Annotated in this window: 14 protein-coding genes; 8 read left to right on the top strand and 6 right to left on the bottom strand. The window is 60.8% G+C overall.

Annotated elements, in window-relative coordinates; genetic code table 11:
* Positions 1–34 precede the first annotated feature (34 nt).
* Positions 35–799 carry a sulfite exporter TauE/SafE family protein gene (locus BLT00_RS20575; protein WP_092146241.1) on the top strand — a complete coding sequence of 255 codons (765 nt, stop codon included), beginning with the start codon at positions 35–37 and terminating at the stop codon, positions 797–799.
* Here the strand turns inward: BLT00_RS20575 and BLT00_RS20570 are convergent.
* Positions 789–1,103 (bottom strand): putative quinol monooxygenase, encoded by a 315-nt coding sequence (locus BLT00_RS20570; RefSeq protein ID WP_063323063.1) that lies wholly within the window; start codon positions 1,101–1,103, stop codon positions 789–791. The genes BLT00_RS20575 and BLT00_RS20570 overlap by 11 nt on opposite strands.
* A gap of 199 nt (positions 1,104–1,302) precedes the next feature.
* Between BLT00_RS20570 and BLT00_RS20565 the strand changes: the two genes are divergently transcribed.
* The 3 genes from BLT00_RS20565 to BLT00_RS20555 all read left to right on the top strand — a co-directional run bounded on the left by BLT00_RS20565 (position 1,303) and on the right by BLT00_RS20555 (position 3,994).
* Complete coding sequence (locus BLT00_RS20565; RefSeq protein ID WP_063323062.1) at positions 1,303–1,893, top strand: NADPH:quinone oxidoreductase MdaB; 591 nt, start codon at positions 1,303–1,305, stop codon at positions 1,891–1,893.
* A gap of 193 nt (positions 1,894–2,086) precedes the next feature.
* A complete protein-coding gene (locus BLT00_RS20560; RefSeq protein WP_063323061.1) occupies positions 2,087–2,998 on the top strand; it encodes a LysR family transcriptional regulator in 912 nt (303 codons plus the stop codon).
* Positions 2,999–3,100: 102 nt separating this feature from the next.
* Positions 3,101–3,994, top strand: coding sequence for an NAD-dependent epimerase/dehydratase family protein (locus BLT00_RS20555; protein WP_092146240.1), 894 nt, complete (start codon positions 3,101–3,103; stop codon positions 3,992–3,994).
* Positions 3,995–4,076: 82 nt separating this feature from the next.
* Here BLT00_RS20555 and BLT00_RS20550 read toward each other — a convergent pair whose 3' ends face one another.
* On the bottom strand, positions 4,077–5,522 hold the full coding sequence (locus BLT00_RS20550) for a SulP family inorganic anion transporter (protein WP_092146239.1): 1,446 nt from the start codon (positions 5,520–5,522) through the stop codon (positions 4,077–4,079).
* 334 nt (positions 5,523–5,856) lie between these two features.
* On the opposite strand from BLT00_RS20550, the gene BLT00_RS20545 reads away from it, so the two are divergent.
* The 4 genes from BLT00_RS20545 to BLT00_RS20530 all read left to right on the top strand — a co-directional run bounded on the left by BLT00_RS20545 (position 5,857) and on the right by BLT00_RS20530 (position 10,074).
* The gene (locus BLT00_RS20545) at positions 5,857–7,206 is read left to right on the top strand and encodes a GntT/GntP/DsdX family permease (protein WP_092146238.1); all 1,350 of its coding nucleotides are present in this window, start codon (positions 5,857–5,859) and stop codon (positions 7,204–7,206) included.
* A 27-nt stretch (positions 7,207–7,233) separates the two neighbouring features.
* On the top strand, positions 7,234–8,094 hold the full coding sequence (locus BLT00_RS20540; RefSeq protein ID WP_092146237.1) for a MurR/RpiR family transcriptional regulator: 861 nt from the start codon (positions 7,234–7,236) through the stop codon (positions 8,092–8,094).
* 1 nt (position 8,095) lies between these two features.
* Positions 8,096–9,568, top strand: a complete 1,473-nt coding sequence (locus BLT00_RS20535) for an N-acyl-D-amino-acid deacylase family protein (protein WP_092146236.1) — start codon at positions 8,096–8,098, stop codon at positions 9,566–9,568.
* A 137-nt stretch (positions 9,569–9,705) separates the two neighbouring features.
* Positions 9,706–10,074, top strand: a complete 369-nt coding sequence (locus tag BLT00_RS20530) for a glyoxalase superfamily protein (RefSeq protein ID WP_092146235.1) — start codon at positions 9,706–9,708, stop codon at positions 10,072–10,074.
* Between the two features lie 6 nt (positions 10,075–10,080).
* On the opposite strand, the gene BLT00_RS20525 is transcribed toward BLT00_RS20530, so the two are convergent.
* The 4 genes from BLT00_RS20525 to BLT00_RS20510 are packed head-to-tail and all read right to left on the bottom strand — an operon-like array spanning position 10,081 to position 24,515.
* Entirely contained in the window at positions 10,081–12,870 is a 2,790-nt protein-coding gene (locus BLT00_RS20525; RefSeq protein ID WP_092146234.1) for an RHS repeat-associated core domain-containing protein, read from the bottom strand.
* Positions 12,867–17,354 (bottom strand): SpvB/TcaC N-terminal domain-containing protein, encoded by a 4,488-nt coding sequence (locus BLT00_RS20520; protein ID WP_092146231.1) that lies wholly within the window; start codon positions 17,352–17,354, stop codon positions 12,867–12,869. Before BLT00_RS20520 ends, BLT00_RS20525 begins: the two co-directional genes overlap by 4 nt.
* Complete coding sequence (locus tag BLT00_RS20515) at positions 17,351–21,946, bottom strand: Tc toxin subunit A-related protein (RefSeq protein ID WP_092146229.1); 4,596 nt, start codon at positions 21,944–21,946, stop codon at positions 17,351–17,353. Before BLT00_RS20515 ends, BLT00_RS20520 begins: the two co-directional genes overlap by 4 nt.
* 34 nt (positions 21,947–21,980) lie before the next feature.
* Positions 21,981–24,515 (bottom strand): Tc toxin subunit A, encoded by a 2,535-nt coding sequence (locus BLT00_RS20510; RefSeq protein ID WP_092146227.1) that lies wholly within the window; start codon positions 24,513–24,515, stop codon positions 21,981–21,983.
* Positions 24,516–24,539: the final 24 nt, after the last annotated feature.

The following is a 24,539-nucleotide window of genomic DNA, read 5'->3' as shown; positions in this document are numbered from 1 at the left end:
TTCCAAGCCATGTTCCGGGGCGCACGATACCCCTATGAACACACTCATCGCTTTCTATCAAAATCTCGGTCTGGCCCTTTCCCTGCTGGTCATCGGCACCTTCCTGCTGGCCGGAACCATCAAGGGCGTGATCGGCCTCGGCCTGCCGACCATCGCCATGGGCTTGCTTGGGCTGGCTATGGCTCCGACGCAGGCTGCGGCGCTGCTCATCATCCCGGCGACCCTGACCAATTTCTGGCAATTGGCATTTGGTGGTCATCTGCAAGCCCTGGTCCGCCGCCTGTGGCCACTGCTGCTGACGATTTTCATCGGCACCGGGCTTGGTACGCTGTGGCTCGGTATGACGGGTGGGGCCTGGGTGGTGCGGGCCTTGGGTGGGGCGCTGGTGCTGTATGCGCTGAGCGGGCTGTTGCTGCCAACGCTGCGGGTCGGCGCCCATGTCGAGCCGTGGATCGCCCCGCTTTGTGGGTTGCTGACCGGCCTCATCACGTCCGCCACCGGTGTGTTCGTCATTCCGGCGGTGCCCTATCTGCAAGCGTTGGGCTTGAGCAAGGATGAACTGGTGCAAGCCCTGGGCCTGTCTTTCACCGTTTCTACCCTGGCCCTGGCCGCCGGCCTGGTGTGGCGCGGCGCACTGGGCGGGGGCGAATTGAGCGCTTCGTTGCTGGCGTTGGCACCGGCGCTGCTGGGGATGTGGCTGGGGCAATGGTTGCGTCAGCGGATCAGCGCCGTGTTGTTCAAACGGGTATTTTTCATCGGCCTCGGCGCGCTCGGGGGCCACTTGATGATCAACGGCTAGCCGAGGACGCACTCAGCATGTCGATGCGGCGGATTTCGAAGTCGCGCTCCAGGTAATCCATGCGCTGCTCGAAGAACTGCTTCATGTGTGGCAGGTTCGAGTGCACATCCAGGTGCGCCTGGGAGGCCCAGATCTCATAGAAGATAAACAGCGTCGGGTCTTGCTGGTCCCGCAACATGTGATATTCGATGCAGCCGGGCTCGGCGCGGCTTGGCTCGACATAGGCACGAAACAGCGCTTCGAAGGCCTCGGCTTTTTCCGGACGGGTCTTGGCGTGAAGGATGAAACCGTGCAATTCGCTCATCAGGTGCCTCCTGAAATGAAAGTCGGCTGAATCCTATGGCAATAATCGGCTGTTGATTCGTGCGTTTTGGTCAAATCAGTTTTGCCGTGCCGGTGCTTATTCCGCGCGAGGCTCATCGGTACGCTGCCGCCATCGTTTTCAATCTTTCCACCCCGCGGCCATGCAGTGGCCCGTGTCGTGGTACCCGATGAGGCTCTCCATGAAAAAAGTCCTGTTGCTCAACGGCGGCAAACAATTCGCTCATTCCGACGGTCGCTACAACGCCACCCTCCACGACACGGCGGTCAGTGTGTTGGACCGTGGCGGTGTTGATGTGAAAACCACCTTCATTGACGGCGGCTACGACATCAAGGAGGAAGTCGCCAAGTTCCTTTGGGCCGACGTGATCGTTTACCAGATGCCGGGTTGGTGGATGGGCGCGCCGTGGACCGTGAAGAAATACATCGACGAAGTCTTCACAGAAGGCCATGGCAGCCTCTACGCCAGCGACGGCCGGACCCGTTCCGATGCGTCGCAGAAATACGGCAGCGGTGGCCTGTTGCAAGGCAAGCAATACATGTTGTCCTTGACCTGGAATGCCCCGCAGCAAGCCTTCGACGATCCGACTGATTTCTTCGAAGCCACGGGCGTGGACGCGGTGTACTTTCCATTCCACAAAGCCAACCAGTTCCTGGGCATGACCGGCCTGCCGACCTTCCTGTGCGTGGACGTGATGAAACGTCCGAACGTCGAGGCCGATGTCGCGCGGTATGAGCAGCATTTGCGCGAGGTGTTCGGCCTTTCGCGGTAATCCGGCTAGTATCGGGACCTACCTGAAGACGATGATGCATCTGTGGCGAGGCATCTTATGTGGCGAGGGAGCTTGCTCCCGCTGAGGTGCGAAGCGCCTCTTCAAGAAGGCGGCCGCTGCGCAGCCGAGCGGGAGCAAGCTCCCTCGCCACAAAAGCCTGTCACATTGAGTTGCATCCCATGAGAGGACACCCGTGAAAGCCAGATCCGACGAATTGCAGATTTTCGTCTGCGTGATCGAATGCGGATCGATCTCTGCCGCCGCCGAGCAGGTCGGGCAGACGCCGTCGGCGGTCAGCCGCACGTTGTCGCGGCTGGAGGCCAAGCTCGACACCACGCTGATCAACCGCACCACCCGACGCATGGACCTGACCGAGGAGGGCAAGTACTTCTTCGAACAGGCCAAGGGCATCCTCGATCAGATGGATCAGTTGGAGGAGCGTTTGTCGTCCCGTCAGAAAAATCCTGCAGGGCGCTTACGGATCAACGCTGCGTCGCCGTTCATGCTGCACGCCATCGTCCCGCACATCGAAGAATTCCGCCGGCTCTACCCGGACATCCAGCTAGAACTCAACAGCAACGACCTGATCATCGATTTGCTGGAGCAAAGCACCGACATCGCCATCCGCATCGGCACCCTCACGGACTCGACCCTTCATGCCCGCGCCCTGGGCTGTAGCCCGTTGCACATCCTGGCCAGCCCCGCTTATCTGAAGCAGCACGGCACGCCGTCAAGCGTCGCCGAGCTGGCCGGTCACGCGCTGCTGGGGTTTGCCCAGAACGAGGGCCTCAACCAGTGGCCGCTGCGCCACGTGCACGGAGATCGCTGGCCGATCCAGCCGGCGATCAGCGCGTCCAGCGGCGAGACTGTGCGGCACCTGGCGCTGCAAGGGCAGGGCATTGCCTGCCTGTCGGACTTCATGACCCGCGAAGACATCCAGGCCGGTCGGCTGAAGGTGCTGCTGGCCGATGCCAACAGCGGGTATCGCCAGCCGATCAATGCCGTGTACTACCGCAACTCGCAACTGGCCTTGCGGATCCAGTGCTTCCTGGACTTCATCCAGGGCAAGCTCGCCGACTACGCCTCGCGGGAATTCAAGGGCTGATTCGTGACTTCAAGGCAAGAGTGATTTGGGCAATGTGGACTGTTTCGCCAAGGATCGGTCCCCGATACTCGTCCCATCACTGATCTGCCAAGGAGTTCTTTCATGAACGTATTCGTCACTGGCGCTGCCGGTTTCATCGGCGGCTCCATCGCCACCGGCCTGGCCCGCGCCGGGCATCACGTCACCGGTCTGGTGCGCAGCGCCGAACAGGCGAGCGAGCTGACTGCACTGGGTATCAAGCCGGTCATCGGCACCCTCGAAGACAGCGCGCTGCTCAGCGAACAGGCACGTGCCGCCGACGCGGTGATCAATGCCGCCAGCAGCGATCATCGCGGTGCGGTAGAGGCCTTGATCGAAGGACTCAAGGGGTCGAACAAAGTGTTGCTGCACACCAGCGGTTCGAGCATCGTCGGGGATGCTTCGGGCGGTCGTTCCAGCGAGGCCATCTTCTACGAAGACAACCTGCCGCCCCCCACCGCCGACAAGGCCGCCCGTGTCGCTATCGATAATCTGGTCCTGGATGCGGCGAAACACGGCGTGAACTCGGCGGTGATCTGCAACACCTTGATCTACGGCCACAGCCTGGGCGTGAACCGCGACAGTGTGCAACTGCCGCGGTTGCTCAAGCAGGCGCGTAAAAGCGGGGTGGTGCGGCATGTCGGGCCTGGGCAGAACATCTGGTCCAACGTGCACATCGAAGACGTGGTCGAGTTGTACAAACTGGCCCTGACCCGCAACCAACCGGGCACGTTCTACTTCGTCGAAAGCGGCGAAGCCTCGTTCATCGACATGACCACCGCCATGGCCCGGGCGTTGAACCTGGGCGAACCGCAGGACTGGCCGTTGGCCGATGCCGAAGCCGAGTGGGGCTACGAAATGGCCAACTATGGCCTGGGTTCCAACAGCCGGGTGCGGGGCAAGAACGCCCATGAGCTGCTGGGTTGGACGCCGAAGCGAACGTCGGTGGTGGCGTGGATTCTTGATGAGATGGTGTGAGTGACGCCGGTAGTGCCAGCAGAATAAGCCCCCTTGTGGGAGCAAGCAGGCTCGCTCCCACAGGTTTTTGTTGCGTGTTGCTTCAGTCGTGCTGCACGCCCGCGCGCTTGAGCATTTGCTTGCAACGCTCGGACAGGTGGAACACACGCAAGTGCTTGCCGGCTTTGCTGTAGCGCTCGCGCAAGGTCTTGAGTGCGGCGACGGCCGAGTAGTCGACGAAGCGCAAGTGGCGGCAATCGAGGGTCACCAGGGCCGGGTCGTTGGCCGGGTCGAACTGGTTGAGAAACGGTGTCGTCGAGGCGAAGAACAGCGTGCCGTGCAAGCGATAGAGTTTGCTGCCGTCGGCTTCCTGATGCGTGTCGGCGTACAGCTCCCGCGCCTGTTGCCAGGCGAAGTTGAGCGCCGCGATGATGATCCCGCAGAGCACAGCCACGGCCAGGTCGGTGAATACCGTGATGACGGTCACCGCGATGATCACCAACACATCATTCTTCGGCACCTTGTTGATCACCCGCAGCGAGGCCCAGGCGAAGGTCTGCTGCGCAACCACGAACATCACGCCCACCAGCGCAGCCAGCGGGATGCGCTCGATCAACGGCGACAGGAACAACACGAACAGCAACACCATCACCCCGGCCACCACGCCCGATAACCGTCCGCGTCCACCCGAGCTGAGGTTGATTACCGTCTGGCCGATCATGGCGCAGCCGCCCATGCCGCCGAACAGCCCGGAGGCGATGTTGGCAGCGCCCAGCGCCACGCATTCACGGTCCGGATAACCGCGGCTCTGGGTGATTTCGTCGGTGAGGTTCAGGGTCAGCAGGGTTTCCAGCAAACCGACCATCGCCATGATCACCGCGTAGGGCACGACGATCTGCAGGGTCTCCAGGTTCCAGGGAAGATCGGGCCAGGCGAAGGCAGGCAAGCTGCCGGCGATATGGGCCATGTCGCCCAGCGTTCGGGTGGGCAGGCCGAGCAGGTAGACCGCCAGGCCGACACCGAGGATCGCCACCAGGGCCGGCGGCACGCTGCGGGTCAGGCGTGGTAGCAGGTAGACGATGGCCATGGTCAGCGCCACCAGGCCGGCCATCAGATACAGCGGATCGCCGCTGAGCCAGGTTTCACCCTGCTTGAACTGCTCCAGTTGGGCCAGCGCAATGACAATCGCCAGGCCGTTGACGAAGCCGAGCATCACCGGGTGCGGGACCATGCGCACCAGCTTGCCCAGCCGCAACAGCCCGAAGGCCATCATGATCAGCCCGCCCAACAGCACGGTGGCCAGCAAGTACTGCACGCCGTGTTGCACCACCAGCGCGATGATCACCACCGCCATCGAGCCCGCCGCGCCCGACACCATGCCTGGCCGTCCGCCGAACAGGGCGGTCAGCGTGCAGATGATGAACGCGCCGTAGAGCCCCATCAGCGGATTGAGGTGGGCTACCAGGGCGAAGGCGATGCATTCGGGAAGCAAGGCGAAAGAAGTGGTGAGGCCGGCGAGGGCGTCGGCGCGAAGACGTGCTGGTTTCATGATTTACCTGACTGGGCCCCGGTTGAGCATCGGCTACCGGGGCGTGATGCAAAAACAGCTGCGGATGGTACGGAATTGAGGGCGGGGCGGCCAGCCGTTGGTCATTGTGTTGATGAAGTTGGGGCTGCTGCGCAGCCCAGCGGGAGCAAGCTCCCTCGCCACAAAGGCAATGAAAGTCTTGCGCTGAATTTTCATCAGTGCCGTGTCGCGATGTCCCTCAGCGACATTTCTTGTCTGTGTACGAAAATTACTTTCAGTGGGTTTGAAGATTCTCCATCGAAATGATTTATGAGTTTCACAACACATCGACGTGACCCCATTCGAGGAGTAACGCATGGCCCCTGCTTTCGGTTATTGGCTATTGGTCTACGCGGCCATCGCGATCATTGCGCTGATCGTGCTGATCGCCCGTTATCGGCTCAATCCGTTCATTGTGATTACCCTGGTGTCCATTGGCCTGGCACTGCTGGCCGGGATGCCGCCCTCGGGTGTGGTGGGGGCGTATGAGGCCGGTGTCGGCAAGACGCTGGGGCACATCGCGCTGGTGGTGGCACTGGGCACGATGCTCGGCAAGATGATGGCCGAGTCCGGCGGGGCCGAGCGGATGGCGCAGACGCTGATTGAACGCTTCGGCGAGCGCAACGCCCACTGGGCGATGGTGTGCATTGCCTTCCTGGTCGGGCTGCCGTTGTTCTTCGAGGTCGGGTTCGTGTTGCTGGTGCCCATCGCGTTCACCATCGCACGGCGCGTGGGCGTGTCGATCCTGATGGTGGGGTTGCCGATGGTCGCCGGGCTTTCGGTGGTCCACGCACTTGTCCCTCCGCACCCGGCGGCGATGCTGGCGGTGCAGGCGTTCCAGGCCTCGGTGGGGCAGACTTTGTTGTACGCGATCCTGATTGGCATCCCCACCGCGATCATCGCCGGTCCCCTGTACGCCAAATTCATCGTGCCACGCATCCAGCTGCCGGCTGAAAACCCGTTGGAGCGGCAATTTCTCGACCGCGAGCCACGCGCGAACCTGCCGGGTTTCGGCGTGACCCTGGGGACTGTCCTGCTGCCAGTGATCCTGATGCTGATCGGCGGCTGGGCCAACCTGATCTCCACGCCGGGAAGCGGTTTCAACCAGTTTTTGCTGTTCATCGGCAACTCGGTGATCGCCTTGTTGCTGGCGACCATCCTGAGCTTCTGGACCCTCGGCCTGGCCCAGGGCTTCAACCGCGAGTCGATCCTCAAGTTCACCAACGAATGCCTGGCACCGACGGCCAGCATCACTTTGCTAGTGGGCGCCGGCGGCGGTTTGAACCGGATCCTGGTGGACGCCGGGGTCACCCAGCAGATTGTCGGCCTGGCCCAGGAATTCCAGTTGTCGCCATTGGTCATGGGCTGGTTGTTCGCTGCCCTGATGCGCGTCGCCACTGGCTCGGCCACTGTGGCGATGACCACGGCCTCAGGCATCGTCGCGCCCGTGGCGATCGGCCTGGGTTATCCCCATCCCGAATTGCTAGTGCTGGCCACCGGGGCCGGTTCGGTGATCTTTTCCCACGTCAACGACGGCGGCTTCTGGCTGATCAAGGAATACTTCAATATGACCGTTGCCCAAACCTTCAAGACCTGGACCGTGCTCGAAACGCTGATTTCCGTGGTCGCGTTCGGCCTGACCCTCGGTCTTTCGCGCTTGCTCTGAGCGCCGCGCCATTTCATAGGAGCCGTCATGGACATCCTTTACCAGATCCGCTCCCGCCAGGACTCCTTCAGCGCCGGCGAAGGCAGAATCGCCCGGCTGATGCTCGACGACGTAGGATTTGCCGCTTCCGCCAGCCTGGATGAACTGGCCCTGCGCGCCGAAGTCAGCAGCGCCACACTGTCGCGCTTCGCCCGCACCGTCGGTTGCCGCGATCTTCGCGACCTGCGCTTGCAACTGGCCCAGGCCAGCGGTGTCGGCAGCCGCTTTCTCGACCCGGCCGGAGCGCCTGAGCAATCGGCATTTTATGGACAGATCGTCGGCGACATCGAGGCGACCCTGCGTCAGCATCTGTCGGCGTTCGAAGAATCACGGTTCAGCGATGCCGTGCGGATGATCGGCAAGGCGCGGATGGTTCATGCATTCGGTCTCGGTGGCTGGTCGGCGTTGTGCGGTGAAGAGTTGCAGGTACGGCTAGTGCGTTTCGGCTACCCGATTGCCGCCTGCCGCGATCCGGTGATGATGCGCATCACCGCCACTTCGTTGAGTGCAGAACACCTGGTCATCGCCTGCTCGCTCACCGGTATCACCCCGGAATTGCTCGGTGCGGTGGAGCTGGCCCGCAGTTACGGCGCGCCGATCCTGGCCATCACCCGAGCCGACTCGCCCCTCGCCCGACTGGCCGATGTGGTACTGCCCCTGCAAGGCGCCGAGACCTCGTTCATCTACAAACCCACGGCGGCGCGCTACGGCATGCTGCTGGCCATCGACGTGCTCGCCACCGAGCTGGCGTTGGCTCACCCTGAAGACAATCAAGAGCGCCTGCGGCGGGTCAAGCTCGCCCTGGACGATTACCGCGGCGGCGACGATCACTTGCCGTTGGGAGACTGACATGCAATACGACACCCTTATCCGCAACGCGCTGGTCATTGATGGCCGCGATACCCCGGGCTACAACGCCGACGTAGGGATTCGCGCCGGGCGCATCGAGCGCATCGGCAACCTGGACGATGCCCGGGCGATTGAAGAAATCGACGCCGCTGGCCGTGTGCTGGCGCCGGGCTTCATCGATGTGCACACTCACGACGACACTGTGGTCATCCGCCAACCGCAGATGCTGCCCAAGCTTAGCCAAGGGGTGACCACGGTGATCGTCGGCAATTGCGGCATCAGCGCTGCACCGGTCAGTCTGCGCGGCGATCCGCCGGACCCGATGAACCTGCTCGGCACCGCGCAAGCGTTCGCCTACCCACGCTTCGCTGATTATCGGGCCGCGGTGGAAACGGCCACGCCTGCCGTCAACGTCGCCGCATTGGTGGGCCACACAGCCCTGCGCAGCAACCACATGGAGGATTTGTTGCGCAGCGCCAGCGCGGGAGAAATCGCGGCCATGCGTGGGCAACTGCGCGAAAGCCTGGAAGCCGGTGCGCTCGGCCTGTCCACCGGCCTGGCCTATGCCAATGCGTTTTCGGCGTCCACCGACGAAGTCATGCAACTGAGCGAAGAGTTGCAGGCCTTCGGCGCGATCTACACCACCCACCTGCGCAGCGAATTCGAACCGGTGCTCGAGGCCATGGATGAGGCGTTCCAGATTGGCCGTCGCGCCAAGAGCCCGGTGATTATTTCCCACCTCAAATGCGCGGGCGCCGGTAACTGGGGACGCAGTCCGCAGGTGCTGGCGGCGCTGGAAAATGCGGCCAAAACCCATCCGGTCGGCTGCGACTGCTATCCCTACGCGGCGAGTTCCTCGACCCTGGATCTCAAGCAAGTGACCGACGCCCACCGCATCACCATCACCTGGTCGACACCCCACCCGGGCATGGGCGGTCGCGACCTCGCCGATATTGCCCACGAATGGGACGTCTCGCTGCTGGACGCCGCACGTCGTCTGCAACCGGCTGGGGCGGTGTACTACGGCATGGACGAAGGCGACGTAAGACGAATCCTCGCCCATCCGCTGTCCATGGTGGGTTCCGACGGTTTGCCCGACGATCCGTTTCCCCATCCGCGCTTGTGGGGCGCTTTCCCACGGGTGCTGGGACATTTCAGTCGTGACGTCGGGCTTTTTCCGCTGCACACCGCCGTGCACAAGATGACCGGTCTGTCGGCGGCGCGCTTCGGCCTGAAGGACCGTGGTGAAATTCGTGAAGGACACTGGGCGGACCTGGTGTTGTTCAACCCGCAAACCGTTCGCGACGTGGCTGATTTCAAAGCGCCGCAACGGGCCGCCGAAGGCATCGACGGGGTGTGGGTCAACGGTGTCCTGAGTTATGGCGAGGGGCGAGCGAATGGGCGCAGAGCAGGTCGGTTTCTGGCGCGCGAAGGCGATCTGCGCCAGGGATTCAGCCCATTGGATCGCGCCTGAGGACGGGGCTGGACGGCTGAATTTGTTTTAATTGGCGCCATAATAATGGCGTATTGACACTAAAGAACCCGGAACCCAGGCCGAAGCACTAGGGTCAACCCATCTACACTGGGTCTTTTTCAGCCAGGGAGCAACCCATGAGCTTCGGTAAAACCACTCCGATCCTGCGGATCTTCGATGAAGCCAAGGCGTTGGTATTCTATGTCGACTTCCTGGGGTTTACCGTCGACTGGCAACATCGTTTCGGCGACGACTTCCCGCTGTACCTGCAAGTCTCCCGTGGCGACTGCGTGCTGCACCTGTCCGAGCACCATGGCGATTGCACGCCGGGCTCGGCGCTGCGGATCGAGACCGATGAACTGGAAGCGTTCCAGGCGCAGTTGCTGGCCAAGCAATACACCTTCGCCCGCCCGCACATCCAGGCCATGCCCTGGGGGAGCCAGGACATGGCGGTGGTCGATCCGTTCGGCAATCGCCTGGTGTTCACCAATGCAATCAGTGTTTGACTGACATTATCTTCTCGCCCGGCTGCCTCGTTGGCGAGGACGTGGTGCCTCGTTTATCTGCTGGACGCGAGCGTTGTAGCCAGCGTAGTCGACGGGGGTGCGTCCGGTCGGCACCGTGATTTGCGCTGGAAGAATGCCGCTGCAATTGATGCAGGCCGGAAACGGTTCTGGGGCTTTACCCCTGAACAGGGTGTCAGTGAATATCGTGGTGTCGGAAAGCATCCTTTCCGCCCTGTCCGGGTAGAGCGCTACCACGGAATTCGCCAGCCGGACTTCGGCATGGGTCCCGGGGCCTCCGGCACGTATCGGCATGATCCCACCCATGTTTTCAATATGGGTTTCGATCCAGCCCCGAGTCGGTTGCTGCAGTTCATGGACCTGATCGGTCAGCCGGCTTAGCGTTGGTGCGTCCTTCAGGACGTCCTCGTCTATGGCCACATTGTGGAACATGTCGTTTTTGGCGGCGGCGTATCGGCTGGATAAATCGGCCAGGTATTCAGCGGCATTGCCGATCCGATAGGTGCCAAAGTTCAAGTAGTGTTCTGAGGGGGTGTCGGTCCTGGCCCGGCCGTCATAGTTGCGGTCCACGCCTTTGTATCCCCTCATGCTGCCTTGCGGCTTTGGCAGGTTGAAGAAGTCGCTGAGCCCGACTTCTTCCGTCTTGATGTAGCCATAAGAGTGAGCAAGAAACTCCTGGCGCAGGAGCCCGCCATTGAGAAACTGATCGGACGTTTTATCGTAGTCATCCGGCATCAAACGATAGGAATAGTCACCTTTTGCCGAATCCATGATTTCCTGCGACCGGGCCCGGCCCCAGGTTTCGAATTCCTTGAAGTCCTCATCCCTCATCAGGCCCGAAGGGTCGGTAAATCTCATCGGGTTGTTCCCCACCATGCAATACAGGTTCAGCCCGTCAACCGCCCCCGCTGGATCGGGACTGATCCAGCGTTGCAACCACGGTGCGTAGTACCGGTGCCCGTAGTAATACAGGCCGCTGGCGTCACGCTCCTTGCCGGAATAGCGAAGGGTCCGGTAGTCGGCTTCCACGGCTGATCGGGACGCAGCCCAAGCGGTTCCGCCGTAGGGGAGATAGCTTTCCTGGCTGATCAGCCAGCCTTCATCGTCGAGTTCCAGCGAGCTGGAACCCAGGTGATCGTCCAGGCTGTAGCGCGTCTGGTTGGCGGCGATGCCGGCCGGGCGGCCTTCGGTCCAGTGCAAGTACCGCACGCTGCAACGGCCGGCCTGCAGCGTGATGACTTCCAGGCGTTCGTGCTGACGGGTGTGGATTTCGAGGCCCGGCAGGTAACGGACTTCCCGGGTATGGGTCACAGCCGAAGCATAGGTGACCTGGACCTTGCGCACCCGTTGCCCCGTGCTGTCGTAGCCATAGCGCTCAAGGTCGTGGCGGCCGTCTGCGCGCTGCACCAGCGTCACGCTGGCGAGTTGATTGCGGGCATTCCACTCCAGTGCCCGGCCCGGATGGAGTACCTGCGGGTTACCGTTGGCATCGTAGTGTTCAGCCTTGTTCCAGGACAGCAGGCGATTGCTGGAGGCGGCTATCTCCAGCTTCCGGGTGTAGTTGTTGCGGTCGCGGACATGGCGCAGTTCGATCAGGTTGCCACCGGCGTCGTACTGGTAGTGCTCGGTAAACGGGAACAGTTGCCGGGCGTCGAACGGCGTCCTGCTGAAGGCGGGAAGTTCGGGATTGCTGGTCAGCCCCGCCGTTTCACGGCCCGTCGCGCTGCTCAACTGGTAGAGGCTGTCGTAGGTGAACGTGCAGGTGGCGTCGACCCGTTGGTTGCTGCCGAACTGCACCGGTTGGGCCCGATCCTCGATGTGCGTCACGTTACCCACCGCGTCGTAGGTGTAGCGCAGATCCTGCAAGGTGTTGCCAGACACCGACGCGCTGAGTGAGATCAGTCGGCCGCTGGCCGGATCGAATGCGGCGCGACTGATGACGCCGTTGCCGGCAACCTGGGATTCGACCTGGCCAGACGCGTTGTAGACGAGATCCTTCAGGATGTTTTTTTCAGTCGTAGCGTCTTTTACTTTCAGGCTCACAACCTTGAGTTGGCCGGCGATATCAAACCCGTAGCGCTGTTGGTGCCGGGCCGCATCCACCAGCAGGATAGGGTGCGCCAATGCATCGTAGCGCCAGCGGGTTTCGTAGCCGTTGCCCTTTTCCAGCAGTTTGTCGCGGGCGATCTCCTCGGCCGGCCAGTCGGGTTGTGCCGCATCGACGAGGAAGTGTCGCGTCTGGCCAAGCGGTTTGCCGCAGAGGGCGTATTCATCGACGAGCAGGCTGCCCGCGCTGTCATCGTGGCGGATCAGGGCGCCGCAAAGGTTGCGAGCGGCGGATTCCGGCGAGCTGTCGCCGTAGCGCAGGCATTCGACTCGGCGCGGATCCTGATCTGGCAATTGCTCGTGGATGGCGGTCGGCCTTAGCTGCTGGTCGTAAGTGGTGCGCCAATGGTTTCCTCGCTGATCCCAGCTGCGCACGATCTGTCCGGCAGCGCCAGGGAGATTCAGGCGCCAGCCGGCGTCGACACTGTTCACCAACAACGGCTTGCCGGAAAGGCTGTAGACGGTCGTCAGGTTGGCTTCGGTTGCTGTGTCGAACAGTCGAGGGTCCCACTGCGCAACCTGGCGTCCAGCCGTGTCGTGGTGTTGGCGGGTGATGCGCGCTTGGGATTGTTCTTCTGCGTTACGCCGGCAGTAAGCGACCTGTCGCACGGGCAGGCCTCGACTGTCGACAGCCTTGAGCGTCGGTGTCCTGCGGTGAAGACGTGGGTTCATGCCTCACCTCCGATAGCCGGTGCTTGTTCGGCCATGACCTCTTCCAGGGTGTCGTTCTCGTCCTCGTCCAGGGTGTACCAGGCATGGCGGGTGTGCCGCCGCATATAGGAAAGGCCAGCCTGTGCGGCCAGGCGCGTGCGGGTGGGGCGACCCAATGCATCGTAGAACTGTTGGTCACAATGACCGAACTGCCGCAAGGACGCATCGTTGATGTAGCGATGCTGATCGGCGAAGTAAGGGCGGTAGAGGCGGATCGGCAAACCCTTGTTGTTGTATTCCACTCGTTCGCTGACACGCCAGCGTGTTGCCGTTGTTTGCTCCATGGGGTTTCCATTCTTGAGTGTCAGTGCTCCCTGGGATGTGACGACGTAGGCCATGCCCGGTTCGACCCGTTGTTTGCTTTGCAGGGTTCGACCGAAACCGTCGAAGCAGGTGATGGCGATGCGGATTTGCTGCTGGTCGTCATCGGGGTAGCGGTCGGCCACCAGTGCGGCGATGTGCACCGGCTCACGCGTTGCGGCATCCATTTCGTTCTTCAGTTTCAGGTCGTCGGCGCAGAGTGTTTGAAGATCCGCCAGGCGCGTTCGAGCCGACGCACGGATATGTCCGCTGGGGAGCAGGTCTCGGTTGAGCACGCATCGCGCCAGCCAGTCGCCGTCCGCCAGCGCGGCGTTCGACACGCAACCCATCCAGCTGAAGGGCGTGTAACAGAGCGCTGTGGCGGCCTCCTGCAAGGCGTCCTGGCGCTGTTCGATCGCTTCTGTCGAACTGTCGAAACACAGCCGCTTGAACTGCGCGATGGGTTTGAAACCCACGGGGGTGTTGTTTTCGGTACCGTAGAATGTCGTGGCCAATACTTGGCCGAAGGCATCAACCAGGCCTTCCTGGACGTTGCCGTTGGGATCGGTAATGCGCCGTGGCAGCAGCGAGCGGTAATCGTAGAGCGCTTGGGTGACACAGCCATCGGGCAGTTTGAATGCGGTGATAAAGCAGTGGTAATTGTCGTAGCTGAAGGCGGTCACGCCATGGTGTTCACTCGCCTGTTGGGTCTGGATTTTGTAGAAGCCTTCCAGTGGCGCGTAGGTCGCAAGATCTCTTTTGACTGACCAGAGTTTGTCGAGCCGTGGCGTCGCCGGCAGAAAGGCGTCCATGCGGTGGTAGCCGATTCGTTCCAGCAGCTTGCCCTTCGGGCGGGAGGTTTGTGGCAACAGATGGAAAGCTTTCAAGGCGGTTTCGTCCAGCTCGGCGGTTTCCATGTGGGCGCCCAGGGCTTCGAAGTGGGCGACGCCGTCCGGCAAGGTTTCTGCGGTGGAGGCGTCCTTGTAGCGTTGCACCGACAGGCCAGTCAGAACGCTTTGGGTTATCCAGGCGGTTTCCCCGGTGAGTTCGATGAACCTTTCATAGGTCATGTCCCGTGTGCTCAGCCCGCCGGTCTCGGGTGCCTTGGGTTTCTTCAGCGCATGGGTCCGCTGGCGGTACGGCAAGCCCAGTCGCCAACCCTGAGGCGCTGGCAGATGGATGTACTCGGCGCAGGTTTCGGTCAGGTAATGGAACTGTTGCGCTGGATCATGAGCATCGCGCCACCAGCGCTGCTGATCGGCGTCACTGAACGGCGGAACATCGTCGAGGGTTTTTCGTCGGGCGTAATGGACGTTTACGCTGTGAGTCAGCGAGCCATAGGCGTCGTACTGCAGATTGAAGGTGTGCTGGCATTGCGGATCGTCGGTCAGGCCTTCGTACTGATAGTGGATGGACTCCAGCAGCAGCGGCAACATCCGGGCATGGCGCCGGTTGCCCTCGGGTGCCTGGAGCAGGCGTATGCGATAGCGATTTTCCTGGACCGAATACAACGTTCTGCTGCCCTGGCGCGTATCGACTCCAAATATCTCGCTTCGCAGTAGATAGCCACTGAGGGCGCGAGACATTTCCAGGATGGTCGCCGTGGTGGCCGAGGCAATGAGGGTGTCGCTCCCGATCTCAGGCTGGTATTGGCTCAGCAAGGTCTTGCCCGGCGCCACGGCGATGGGATCCGCGTGGCTGTAACCGATACGGGGCAGGTCCACCGCCTGGCCGGTGTGAAACCAGTTCTTGGTCAGGCACGGCGTCGTGAAGCCTGGTGATTCGGCATCGTCGGGGTTGGTCTGCTCGTCGGTTTGCAGCAGCAGGCCAAAGCCGCGAAATTCCCGTTCGATGCCGTCGTAATAACCTTGGCGATAGGTGAAGGACTGGAGCAGTTGATTGCCCGTTATCTCGTCCAGTTGGGTTTGATTCGACACCACGTGCACGACCAATGGCAGATGACAAGCCAGGGGCCTGTCGGCGGCCATTCTTTCGGCTTTTTCGTCCAGCCATTCCTGCGCGGAACTGCGGTAGCGGATACTGTTGGCGGTACCCATATTGTTGTTTGTGCCGGTGAGTAAATACGGTTTCGCGCTGACGAAGTCGCAGCGCCAATGTTGGTTTCCCCTGTGGGGCAGGCTCAGGACCAGGCTGGAGCAGCCGAGGCCTTGCAGGTCGGCGATGCTCACCTGGCACAGGCGGTCGTAGTGCAGGCCTTGGGGCCAGGGCAGCGCCACGGGAGGGCTGAAGCCATTGCCACCGCGGTTCATGAAGATCAGCGCCTGGTCCGCTTGCAGATAGAGCAGATCGGTGGCGCCGGAGCCATCCAGGTCCGCCAAACGAATATGCGAGGCGTCGAAGGTTTCGTATGCCAGGCCCGGTGAACCCAGCACGATGCCGTTGCCGAAACGGCCATGCCCCAGGTTTGGCCAGCACTTCACTTCGTTGTGACGAATGCGTACCAGGTGCTGTTGGCCACTGCCGAGCATGTCGCTGAATGCCACCAACTCGGAGGGCGACGCGCTGATGAGTGGGAGCGCATCGTGCTCCTCGTCGCGAGACACTTCGCGGGCTGTCGCAAAACCATTCTCCTGTTGATTGGCGTACATGCGAACGCTGCGTGGGCCGATCAACACCAAGTCGCTGAGGCCCGAGCCCATCAGGTCGGCCAGCTGCCCTTGTGGATTGAAAAAATCCGCGGGGAACGCGTTGAACGTGGCGAAATCCGACCAGTTGCGCTCGGGACCGAGGGAGAAAAAACCGCTCCACCCCGGCTGGGCGATGATCCAGTCCAGTCGACCGTCGCCCGTGAGGTCGCTCAGTGACTGCTGCAATGGTTTTGCAGGGTCGGCAACGGGAATGCGGGGCAACGCCCGCCATTGGCCGTAAGCCACTTCATTGCTGTTGGCCTTGGCTCGCATGGGTTCGCGGTAATACCAACCGCCATCGCCTCGATGGAGCACGCCCGGCAAGCCTTCGCCGTACAGATCCACCAGTTGAAAACCCTGGTTTTCGTTGAGCCCCGGCATGTTTTGCCAAGGCTGCCAGTCGGGGCGTTCAAGCGGGAACTTGAACTCGCTGTAGCTGAACTCGACAGGCGGACGGTGATCGGCCGTCGTCGAGTCGCCGAATGCCTGGTCGTGGGCGGCGGTCAGCTGGTGATAGCCCAGGCTGGTCTGACGATAATCGAGCAGCACGCGTCGCACCAGGACGGGGGCCGCGCCCCATTCATCAGGAAAGCGGTGGAACATCAGTACCTGGCGGCACAGTCGTTCGGTGCGTAACTCAAAACCGTAGGCGAAGCTGGAAAACGCGTCGTCACGGGCCAGCCATTGGTGGCCTTCATAGTTCGGCTTCCGTTGGTATTCCGTGCTCCGTTCACCGTAGTCGAACACCAATTCGAAGTGCCATTGCACAGCCTTCAGCCGATCCGCTTCCCACAGGTAGAGGTCCGCATCGGCCTTGAAATTGCCATAGCACACCCGGCTCAGATAGCGCTGCGCCGTGACGTCGGCCTTGTACTGGTAAAGGATGTGCTCGCCGTGGGCGTTCAGGCTTTCTTCCAGCAGCCACTCGCCCACACGCCTTGCATCCAGGGGATCTGCTCGACGCGCCGAAGGGCTTTTTCCGAATACATGGAGGCTGCCATCGGCATCATGTACGAGCCAGAAACCCGGTGTTTCCTTGTCCGACGACCAATACTCGATCCGTTCGAAGCGGCTTTCGATTCTCGGAAAGTAGCGGACCACTGTGTAGGTCTTGTTCAGCGCCAGACGGTTGTAGCGGTCGATGCGCGTCGAGCGGATGGCACCTTGCGGATCTCGCTCGGGCAACCACACCACGGCACCGGGGCCGATGATCTCGTCTTCTTCGGTATAGGCCGGTACACCCTGGGCGGTCCATCGCGCCACACAGGGCAGCGACAGCCCCCAGCCGATGCCGAACACGCCATTGCCGGCCGAGCTGGCGTACCCCAGCGACAAGGAGGGGGCAAAGCCGCGCCCCGGGGAAATCGGCAGGGCAATCTCATAGGACGCCGTGCCGTGGGCGCCGATGGCGCTCCATCCCTTGCCGATGCTCTGGATGGCGCCGCCGCCCTTGGGCAGTGACGGCGCGTTGACAGGCATTGTGCTGTGTTCACTCATCGCGAACCTCCGCCTGCCCGGGCTGTGTAGTTCACCTGCACGATGATGTCGGTCAGTGACGCCAGCATGTCCTTTTGGGCTTCGGGGTTGGGGAAGTTCAGGCACCACGTGGAGACCGCACCGGTGTATTCGAAGGGCAGGTAGCGCTCATCGTTGAAGTTGAGGGTGAACAGACCGTTATCGTCGACCCCCGTGGAAAGGGCAATTTGCTGGTTGGCGTAGCGGCTTTCCACGGACTGGCCACCGGGAGACATGAACACCTTGCTGGCGGTCTGGGTCAGCGTGGCCCGAATGTTTTCATAAGGGCCGACGATGGCTGGCAAGGAGACGCTGATGGTCTTGATGCGCCGCAGGTAATGCTGCCGATCTTTGTAGTCTTCCTCGAACAACTCTTGGGTCAGCTCGAATTCGCACTGGCCTTGCAACAGGTCGGCGTGAATTTGCGCCCATTCCTTGTTAATGGTGCTGGTTGCGGTTTTGCTTTTGAGTTGACGCAGCGATACCGTTTTACGAATTTCCAGATCCCGCTCGTTGCGGCGCAAGTATTCGGCCTGCATGTTCAACAGGCTCAGCTTCAGTTGCTCGCCCATTCCGAGGCCCCGATAGGTCGCATTCCAGGTGTCGGGTTGGATGAAACGCGTGTTCACATCCGCCAGTTCATACTGCCAGCAAGCTTCAGCCGTCAGGCAAAGACCCACTGTTGCGTCGTAGGCTTGGCGGTAGAGCGCGGCAAACTGGCTATTGAGCCATTGGTACAGTTGAGCTTTGGTAAAGCGCTTGCGGAAAAAATCGTAGTTGGTCTTGGCTTGGCCCAGGCTCGATTCCGCCAGGCGAAGTTGCAGGCGCGTGGCCGTTTCCTGCTCGGCAACATGTGCCAGTTGTGCGTCGACCTGCGCCAGTTCGAGCTGTGCCTGGTCTCGGGCCTGGGTCCATTCCTGCCGACGACGATGGAACTGTGCCGTCCGCTCGAGATGGGCCGCTGTCGTGCGGTCGCTGATGGCGGTGCCTTGGGCGATCGCTGCGCCAGCGTGCAGCGCACCTTCCCAACGGGAGCCGCCATTGCTGAAGCCAAAAATGTTAGGGGTCATCATTAGGCTGCCTGCTACGGCCTGGGAGTCGGACGCATCCCGTTCGGCTGAGCCACTTCTCAAGTACAACCGACAGGCCTGTCTCTCGGCTTCACTGACGCCTTTGTCCAGCAGATGCTGGTAGTAATGGGCTCGTCCCGCGACGATAGAACGGCTGGCCAGCAGCGCCTGGCGGTTATGGCGGTCGATCTTCAGTGCCTGGCGTTGCAGGTCGACCGAGATTTTCGCCAGGTCCCAGGCTTGCTGTTGTTGCAGTTCCTGCAATTGAGCCTGCTCTTTGCGCTCGATCAGCGATAGCAGCGTGGCGCCGAACTGGCTGAGGCTTTCAACGGCACTCTGTGCCTGGCTGTGCATGACCATGAAGCGATAGTTCGGGAGGTGTGGGAGCGATAAACCCGACGCGGCGCTGTCGGCGATGTTCAGGGCGTTGGCACCGGGCAAGGCGCGAGGATCCAGCGGCGGAGCGAACAGCGGCAAATGCAGCGGCTTGCCGACGATGTCGAGGTTATGCCGCAGGTTGTACAGGCGACTTTCGGTGATGTCCCAGCGTTTGAGCAGCTCGGGGTTGAACGGTACGCGCAAGTACGGGGTATCGATCGCAGGCAAGGACGACGGCGAAGGGTTACCACGAATGCGCAACGGGTGGGGGGTGTCGGACTGGCTCAGGAAACGTTCGAACCCGCGCAGGTTTTCATTGCTGCTTTCGCTCAACGCTTGCAGGCTGATGCTCGTCCATTGATCGAGTGTCTGAACGACCGCCCGCGGTCCCAATAACTCCAGCGCCCGTACGTACCATAGCTTGGCCTCACTGAGGCTATCGGGTGTCAGCGCGCGATACGCGGTGTCGCCTCGGTTGATCAGGATGTCGAGGTACAGGAAGTACAGCGCTTTGCGAAAGTGCACCGGATGACTGAGGGCAATCTGGTGTGGGTCGTGGGGGGCCTGGTCGTGATAGGCCGTCATATTGCTGTCGACCAGAGGCACGCTTCTCCAACACCCCTCATTTGCGCGACTCGGGTCGAAGACATATCGGAGCCAGCGTTCGGCTTCGTCGTATCGTTGTTCGGTGTTTAGCCGGTGGGCGATCAGCCACGGTACGTAGAGGAACAGCTCCGTGAAGTAACGGCCGTATGGGCCGTGGAAATCCATCTTGTTGCTGACGACGCCTGGTAAGGCCGGTTCCGGCAAATGTTGGGTCTGCCAATCAAACAAATCATCCAGGCTGTTTTCGGTACGACGGATCAGTTCTGGAGCGAATAGGGTGTTCAACCTGATGGGCTGGCGCGGTTTGTTCTGGGCATCGCTTTCGTTGATGGCGGAACCGGCGAAATCGATGGATTGACTGGCGCCCAGGCCTGGCGTCGATACGTGAGTAATGGTTGGCGGCTGGAGGCGTGCCGGAGTGAACTTCAGCTTGATCGCCTTGAGGGCGGAGTAGAGTTTTTTTTCCGGCTCCTCGGGGTGAACGAAGGCGACCCCACAAAGGAAAGTGTCACCGTGCTTGGCGAGGTCTGTGCTGCGCCAGGTGAACTCAAGGAACTTCTCCAGGTTCGGTGCGGGGCTGGACTCTGCTACGACCGTCAGGTCTTCAAAGGTTAACGATTGAGTGTGCGAGGCGTCCGGGCGGCGGAAAATCACGTACTGGAGGAGGAGGGGTTCGTCCAGACTAACGAATGTCTCACCCAGGTTCAGCGGGGCGGAATTGTTCGCGTGCAGGGTCAGGTTTTGCACCTTGCCGGCATAGCTGGTGTGGTCCACACGTCGACTTGCCGCGATCAGATGCCGCGCTGCTTGGGTGGAGATCAATTTCCCTTGAAAGTCGTTGGTTAACGTGATGCCTGGCGAGTGTTCATTATCCTTGGCCGCATCGGTCATATGATCGAATGACAGCCGGTAGTTTTGCTCGAGGAACTTCGAAGGGGCATTGTGTATTGAAGAAAACGAACCCCCGCTAAGGGCTACATAGGGCGTTTCTGGCAAGCTCCGGGCAGGGAGCACCCAAACAAACTGAAGTCGAGGCGTCTTATAGGGCACGGTTGTCAGTCTCAAGCGCATTTCCATACGGTTTGACGACGTTCTAACCCCGTAGTGCTCGAGGTGGATGATTGCGCTCATACGCAGCGTGAGGGTTGAGGGGGATGGCCCGTCGACTGATTCGATGCCAATGCGTTGCCGATGCCCATCGAAATCCGACATGGAGACTTCCATATTCTCGGGGAGGGCAACTTCAATGGGGACGATTTCGGCGGATGTTTTGGTTTGGATACGTTGCGCCGTAGCGCTGATGAGTGTTTTTTCATCGGCGTTGTACTGGCGATAATGCTCTTTCGCTGCTTGTTCCGTGGTGGCTGAGCTACCGGGCTCAGGGGTGAGGTTTTTATCGATGCACGTTGTTTTAATGAACGTGAAGTGGTTGCCGGTTGAATTGAGCGAGTCGGTCCTGGCTTCACGTGCACACAAGGCGAGAAACAACACATCGCGCGCCCCCTTGCGGTATTGCACAGCAACAGTGCCGACCAATGCCTTGATCGCATCCAGCTCCATGCTGCGAAGCGCGTTGTCCTCGCAATAGCCCTGCAGGCAAACACGCGGGGTGCTCCAGCTTCCATCCGGTTTTTTGAAACAGAGGCTCAAGCGTAATAGCGGATGATGGGTGGTCGCTTGTGACGGTGAAGAAGCATTGCGGGTGGCTGATGGATCCTGATGGATGCATTCGGCCCATACGACGAACAAACGATTGTTGAACCAGACCGGCCTTATTGAATGTTCGACCGCGTTATCGGAAATTGGCACGTTGGCTTTTTCCCAGTCCGACCAGGCGTAGGGATCGGGCTGGTCAAGTTTCGGCGGGGTGGCAGGCGAGGGCGGTGGCGTGCCGTTGATTGGGCGTTGAGCCATGTTCAGCGAACGCCAGAAATAGCTGTTCTCGGAGCGTGATTTGGCAATGAAATAGTAAGTGCTGTTGGCAAAGTCCTCGCCATCGATGTAGCCAGTGAGAATGTTCAGGTTGGCGACTTCTTCGAACCGGGTCAGGTATGCCGTGACCGCGGACTGGACCGCATCGGGTTGAATCTGGTTCTGATTGAGGTCGTTTTCCAGTTGCCGGAAGTTGTCGCTCTTGTTGGCCCTCAGCAATGGGTCCAGATAAATCGCCGGGAAATAGAGCAACTTTTGATGGGCGGCCCAGGTGGGGTATTGATGCAGCTCGTTGCGCCAAGTCTTCAGGTGCTCGGCGCCCAGGCTTGCCGAGTCGTAGCCGGGTTCCAGGTTCATCAGGATGCGATGGACGTATTGCTGCAGGCTGGCGATGGCACACGCCACGGGTGTGGTGGGCACGTCCTGGCTGACCAGCACATCGAGCAACCAGTATTCGTAAAGCGCCTCGGCCGTCTTGAGCTTCAGGTTTCTTGTCGTAGGGTTGTTGGGCGCGACCTGGTTCAAATAGAGCGCTAACTGTGCATCACGCAGGCTTTCATCAAGCTGCTTTTTTATGGCAACGGTCATATTCAATCCTTGAATGTTGAGGACGGTGGACGTGTCAGTGGCAGGCCGCGATCAGCGCTTCACTGACGGTCCTCCAGTCCGATGTCTCGCTGTCGTTGTTGAGTGCGGTTGCCTTGAGCAGCAGGCTGGCCGACAGCCCGGTGTGCTGGCAGCACGCCTGGCAGCGCATGATCCAATCCACGGCTTCCATGGACTGGGCGCGTTTATGGTCCAGGTGTGCGGTCAGGCAACTGACTTCGTCAGTGCTCCAGTCCAGCAGGCTGGCCAGCAGTTTATTGGCTTCTTCGCCTGTGCCTTGCGGCGTGTCCTGGTTGGCAAGCTGCAAGTAATGCAGCAGGTGTTCTTCTGACCGGGCTTGATGGTGGGCGCAGTGACTGAAGCGTTCGAGTAGATACAGGGTTTGAGGCGTCAGCGTTCCTGTGCTGCCTGTGGCCAGCCAGGTTGGGTTATTCATCAATTGTCGCAGGGTGCTGCTGCTCAGGTGCAAACCCTTGCACGCTTGGGCCGTGCGCAATACCGTCGCCAGCAATGCAGGCATTTTCCCAGGGGCGCTCTCGATGGCCGCGACAATCGTTGTTGCATGGGTGTCGGCCATTCGCATCACGCAGGGGAAGTATTCCGCAGACAAGTCGGCAAGGTCGTGCAGCAAGGTCTCCACCACGTGCCGCTCTCCGCTCGGTTGGGGCTCTTGCGCCAGCAGTATCGACAGTCGTTTTTCCAGGCTTTTGTTCATTGGCACGTCGTCTTCGGTAGCGTCGAACAGACGACACCATGACGCGACATCCCGGTTGTCTTGCTTGAGCCAGTCGACGGCCCAATCCAGCGCCATCAGCACATCGAGAATGTCGGGCTGTGAGACGTGCGAAGTACTCAATGCCCCTGTCACCAACGCTTTGCAGAAGTCCTCCCCGCCCAGTAAGCGGGCCAGCGCCGTGCATTCGAAGGGAGAGAGACCAAACATCCGGGCGATACGGGCCTGGCGGTAGAGTGACGAGACTGTGGATAAATCGTGGTTAAACGAAGACAGGTATTTTTCGGTTTGCTTCGTTAGCAACAGCAGCGAATCCTGCGTCATGGGAAGTCCGAGGCCCGCACTGAGATAGCTGAAGGTTTTCAGGTCCGTCGTGACCAAGTCTTCCACCTGCGGGTGTCCGAGCAATTGGGTTCGATTGAACACCTGGTCAAACAAGGGCACCTGCTGGCCGCAAGCAGCAATCGGCATGTCGTGCAGTAACGACGCAAACTCTTGCGGTGCGATGCCGTGGCGTTGGTTCAGGTAGCGATAGACCCCCAGGGTGCGCAAGGTATTGGTGTTGAGCGTCATCGTCGTGCTGCCTTCCGAGCGCAAGGCATTGACGATCAGCGTGTCCAGTTCGGCAACGGGAATACCGGTCCAGCGCTGCAATCGGATCATCCGCTGCATGCGGGCGAACCGTTCGCGAGATGCATGGATGACGGTGTCCGTGGATTTGAGAGTCGTCAGGGTGGCTGTCGATTCCGGCCCGTTGATGTAAGCGGCTCCATGATTGTTGGCATGAATCGAGGGGGGGCTGGCGGTCGAGGTTCGTGGGCTGTAGGCACCTTGTGCCAGCAACTGTTCGACCTGTTCCGTGGTCAGCCCGGTGCGCTCCTTGAAGAACGAAAGATCGTGGAGGCGATTGGGGTTTTCAGTGCCGTAGCTTCTCTTCAGGACGTCAAGGTCCAGGTCTGAACTGGCCGGCGCGAGCAGGATTTTCTGTTGCTCAGGACTGAGCCCGGACAACAATCTTTGCGCCTCGACATGGGATTGCGAAACACGCCCGTAAGGTGAATCCCCTGGTGAAAACGGAAGTTTCAGGCTCACCCGATAATTCAATTCGCCCAGCACCAGTTTGTTTGCGCCTAGCCCCAACAGGCACTGGTGATGATGCAGGTCGTAGGGCAGCGAGAAGGGGTAGTGTTCGCTGGCCAGGACCTGGTGGACGGTCTTGTCGCTCGTTGCCAGATGGGCTTCGAGCGCGCTGCGCAAGGTGTCATTGACGATGTCCAGCATTGGCCGCGCAACGAAGGCGCTCTGGTGATCGAGCATCAGCCCCTTGAGGTCCGGTCGCCGTTGCTCCAGGGTGATTTTGTCGGTTGATGGGGAGGCGTTTTCCAGCTGGCCGGCAAACAGATACAGCGCCCGCAGATAGGCCACGGGCGAGTCGATGGCCGCGATGTCACCTTCCTTGCAGAACTGATCCCAATGCTCGTTGAACAGCGCTTGATAGCTGACGGACGCCGAGGTTGAGTCCGAACCCAGGCTGCGCCGGGCACGTCGCGGGGTATCGCTGGGTGATATCAGGTGCTCCTGATACAGGCGACTGACCTGCCCGGCATAGCTGGCGGCATTGTCATAGACCTGCCCGGCATCCACGTCGGTGTGCTTGCCCATTTCTAGGACGAACTGCGCCTTGCCCATGCGCATGACGTCGAAGACCGACGTCAATCCCATGCGCTGCAGGGCTGTCCTGAAATCGGCCTGGGCGTTGTCATCGCCGATTGGGGCTTCGATGAGCCGGTGCAACAGTGAGTCGTTGCTTGCGTCCATGTGCTGTCCATCTCCTGTTCGAAC

This window comes from Pseudomonas sp. NFACC51 (assembly GCF_900103575.1).
GTDB classification, from domain to species: Bacteria; Pseudomonadota; Gammaproteobacteria; order Pseudomonadales; family Pseudomonadaceae; genus Aquipseudomonas; species Aquipseudomonas fluorescens_Q.
The sequence above is the reverse complement of the archived record's forward strand: the minus strand, read 5'-3'. Positions and strand labels throughout refer to the sequence as shown.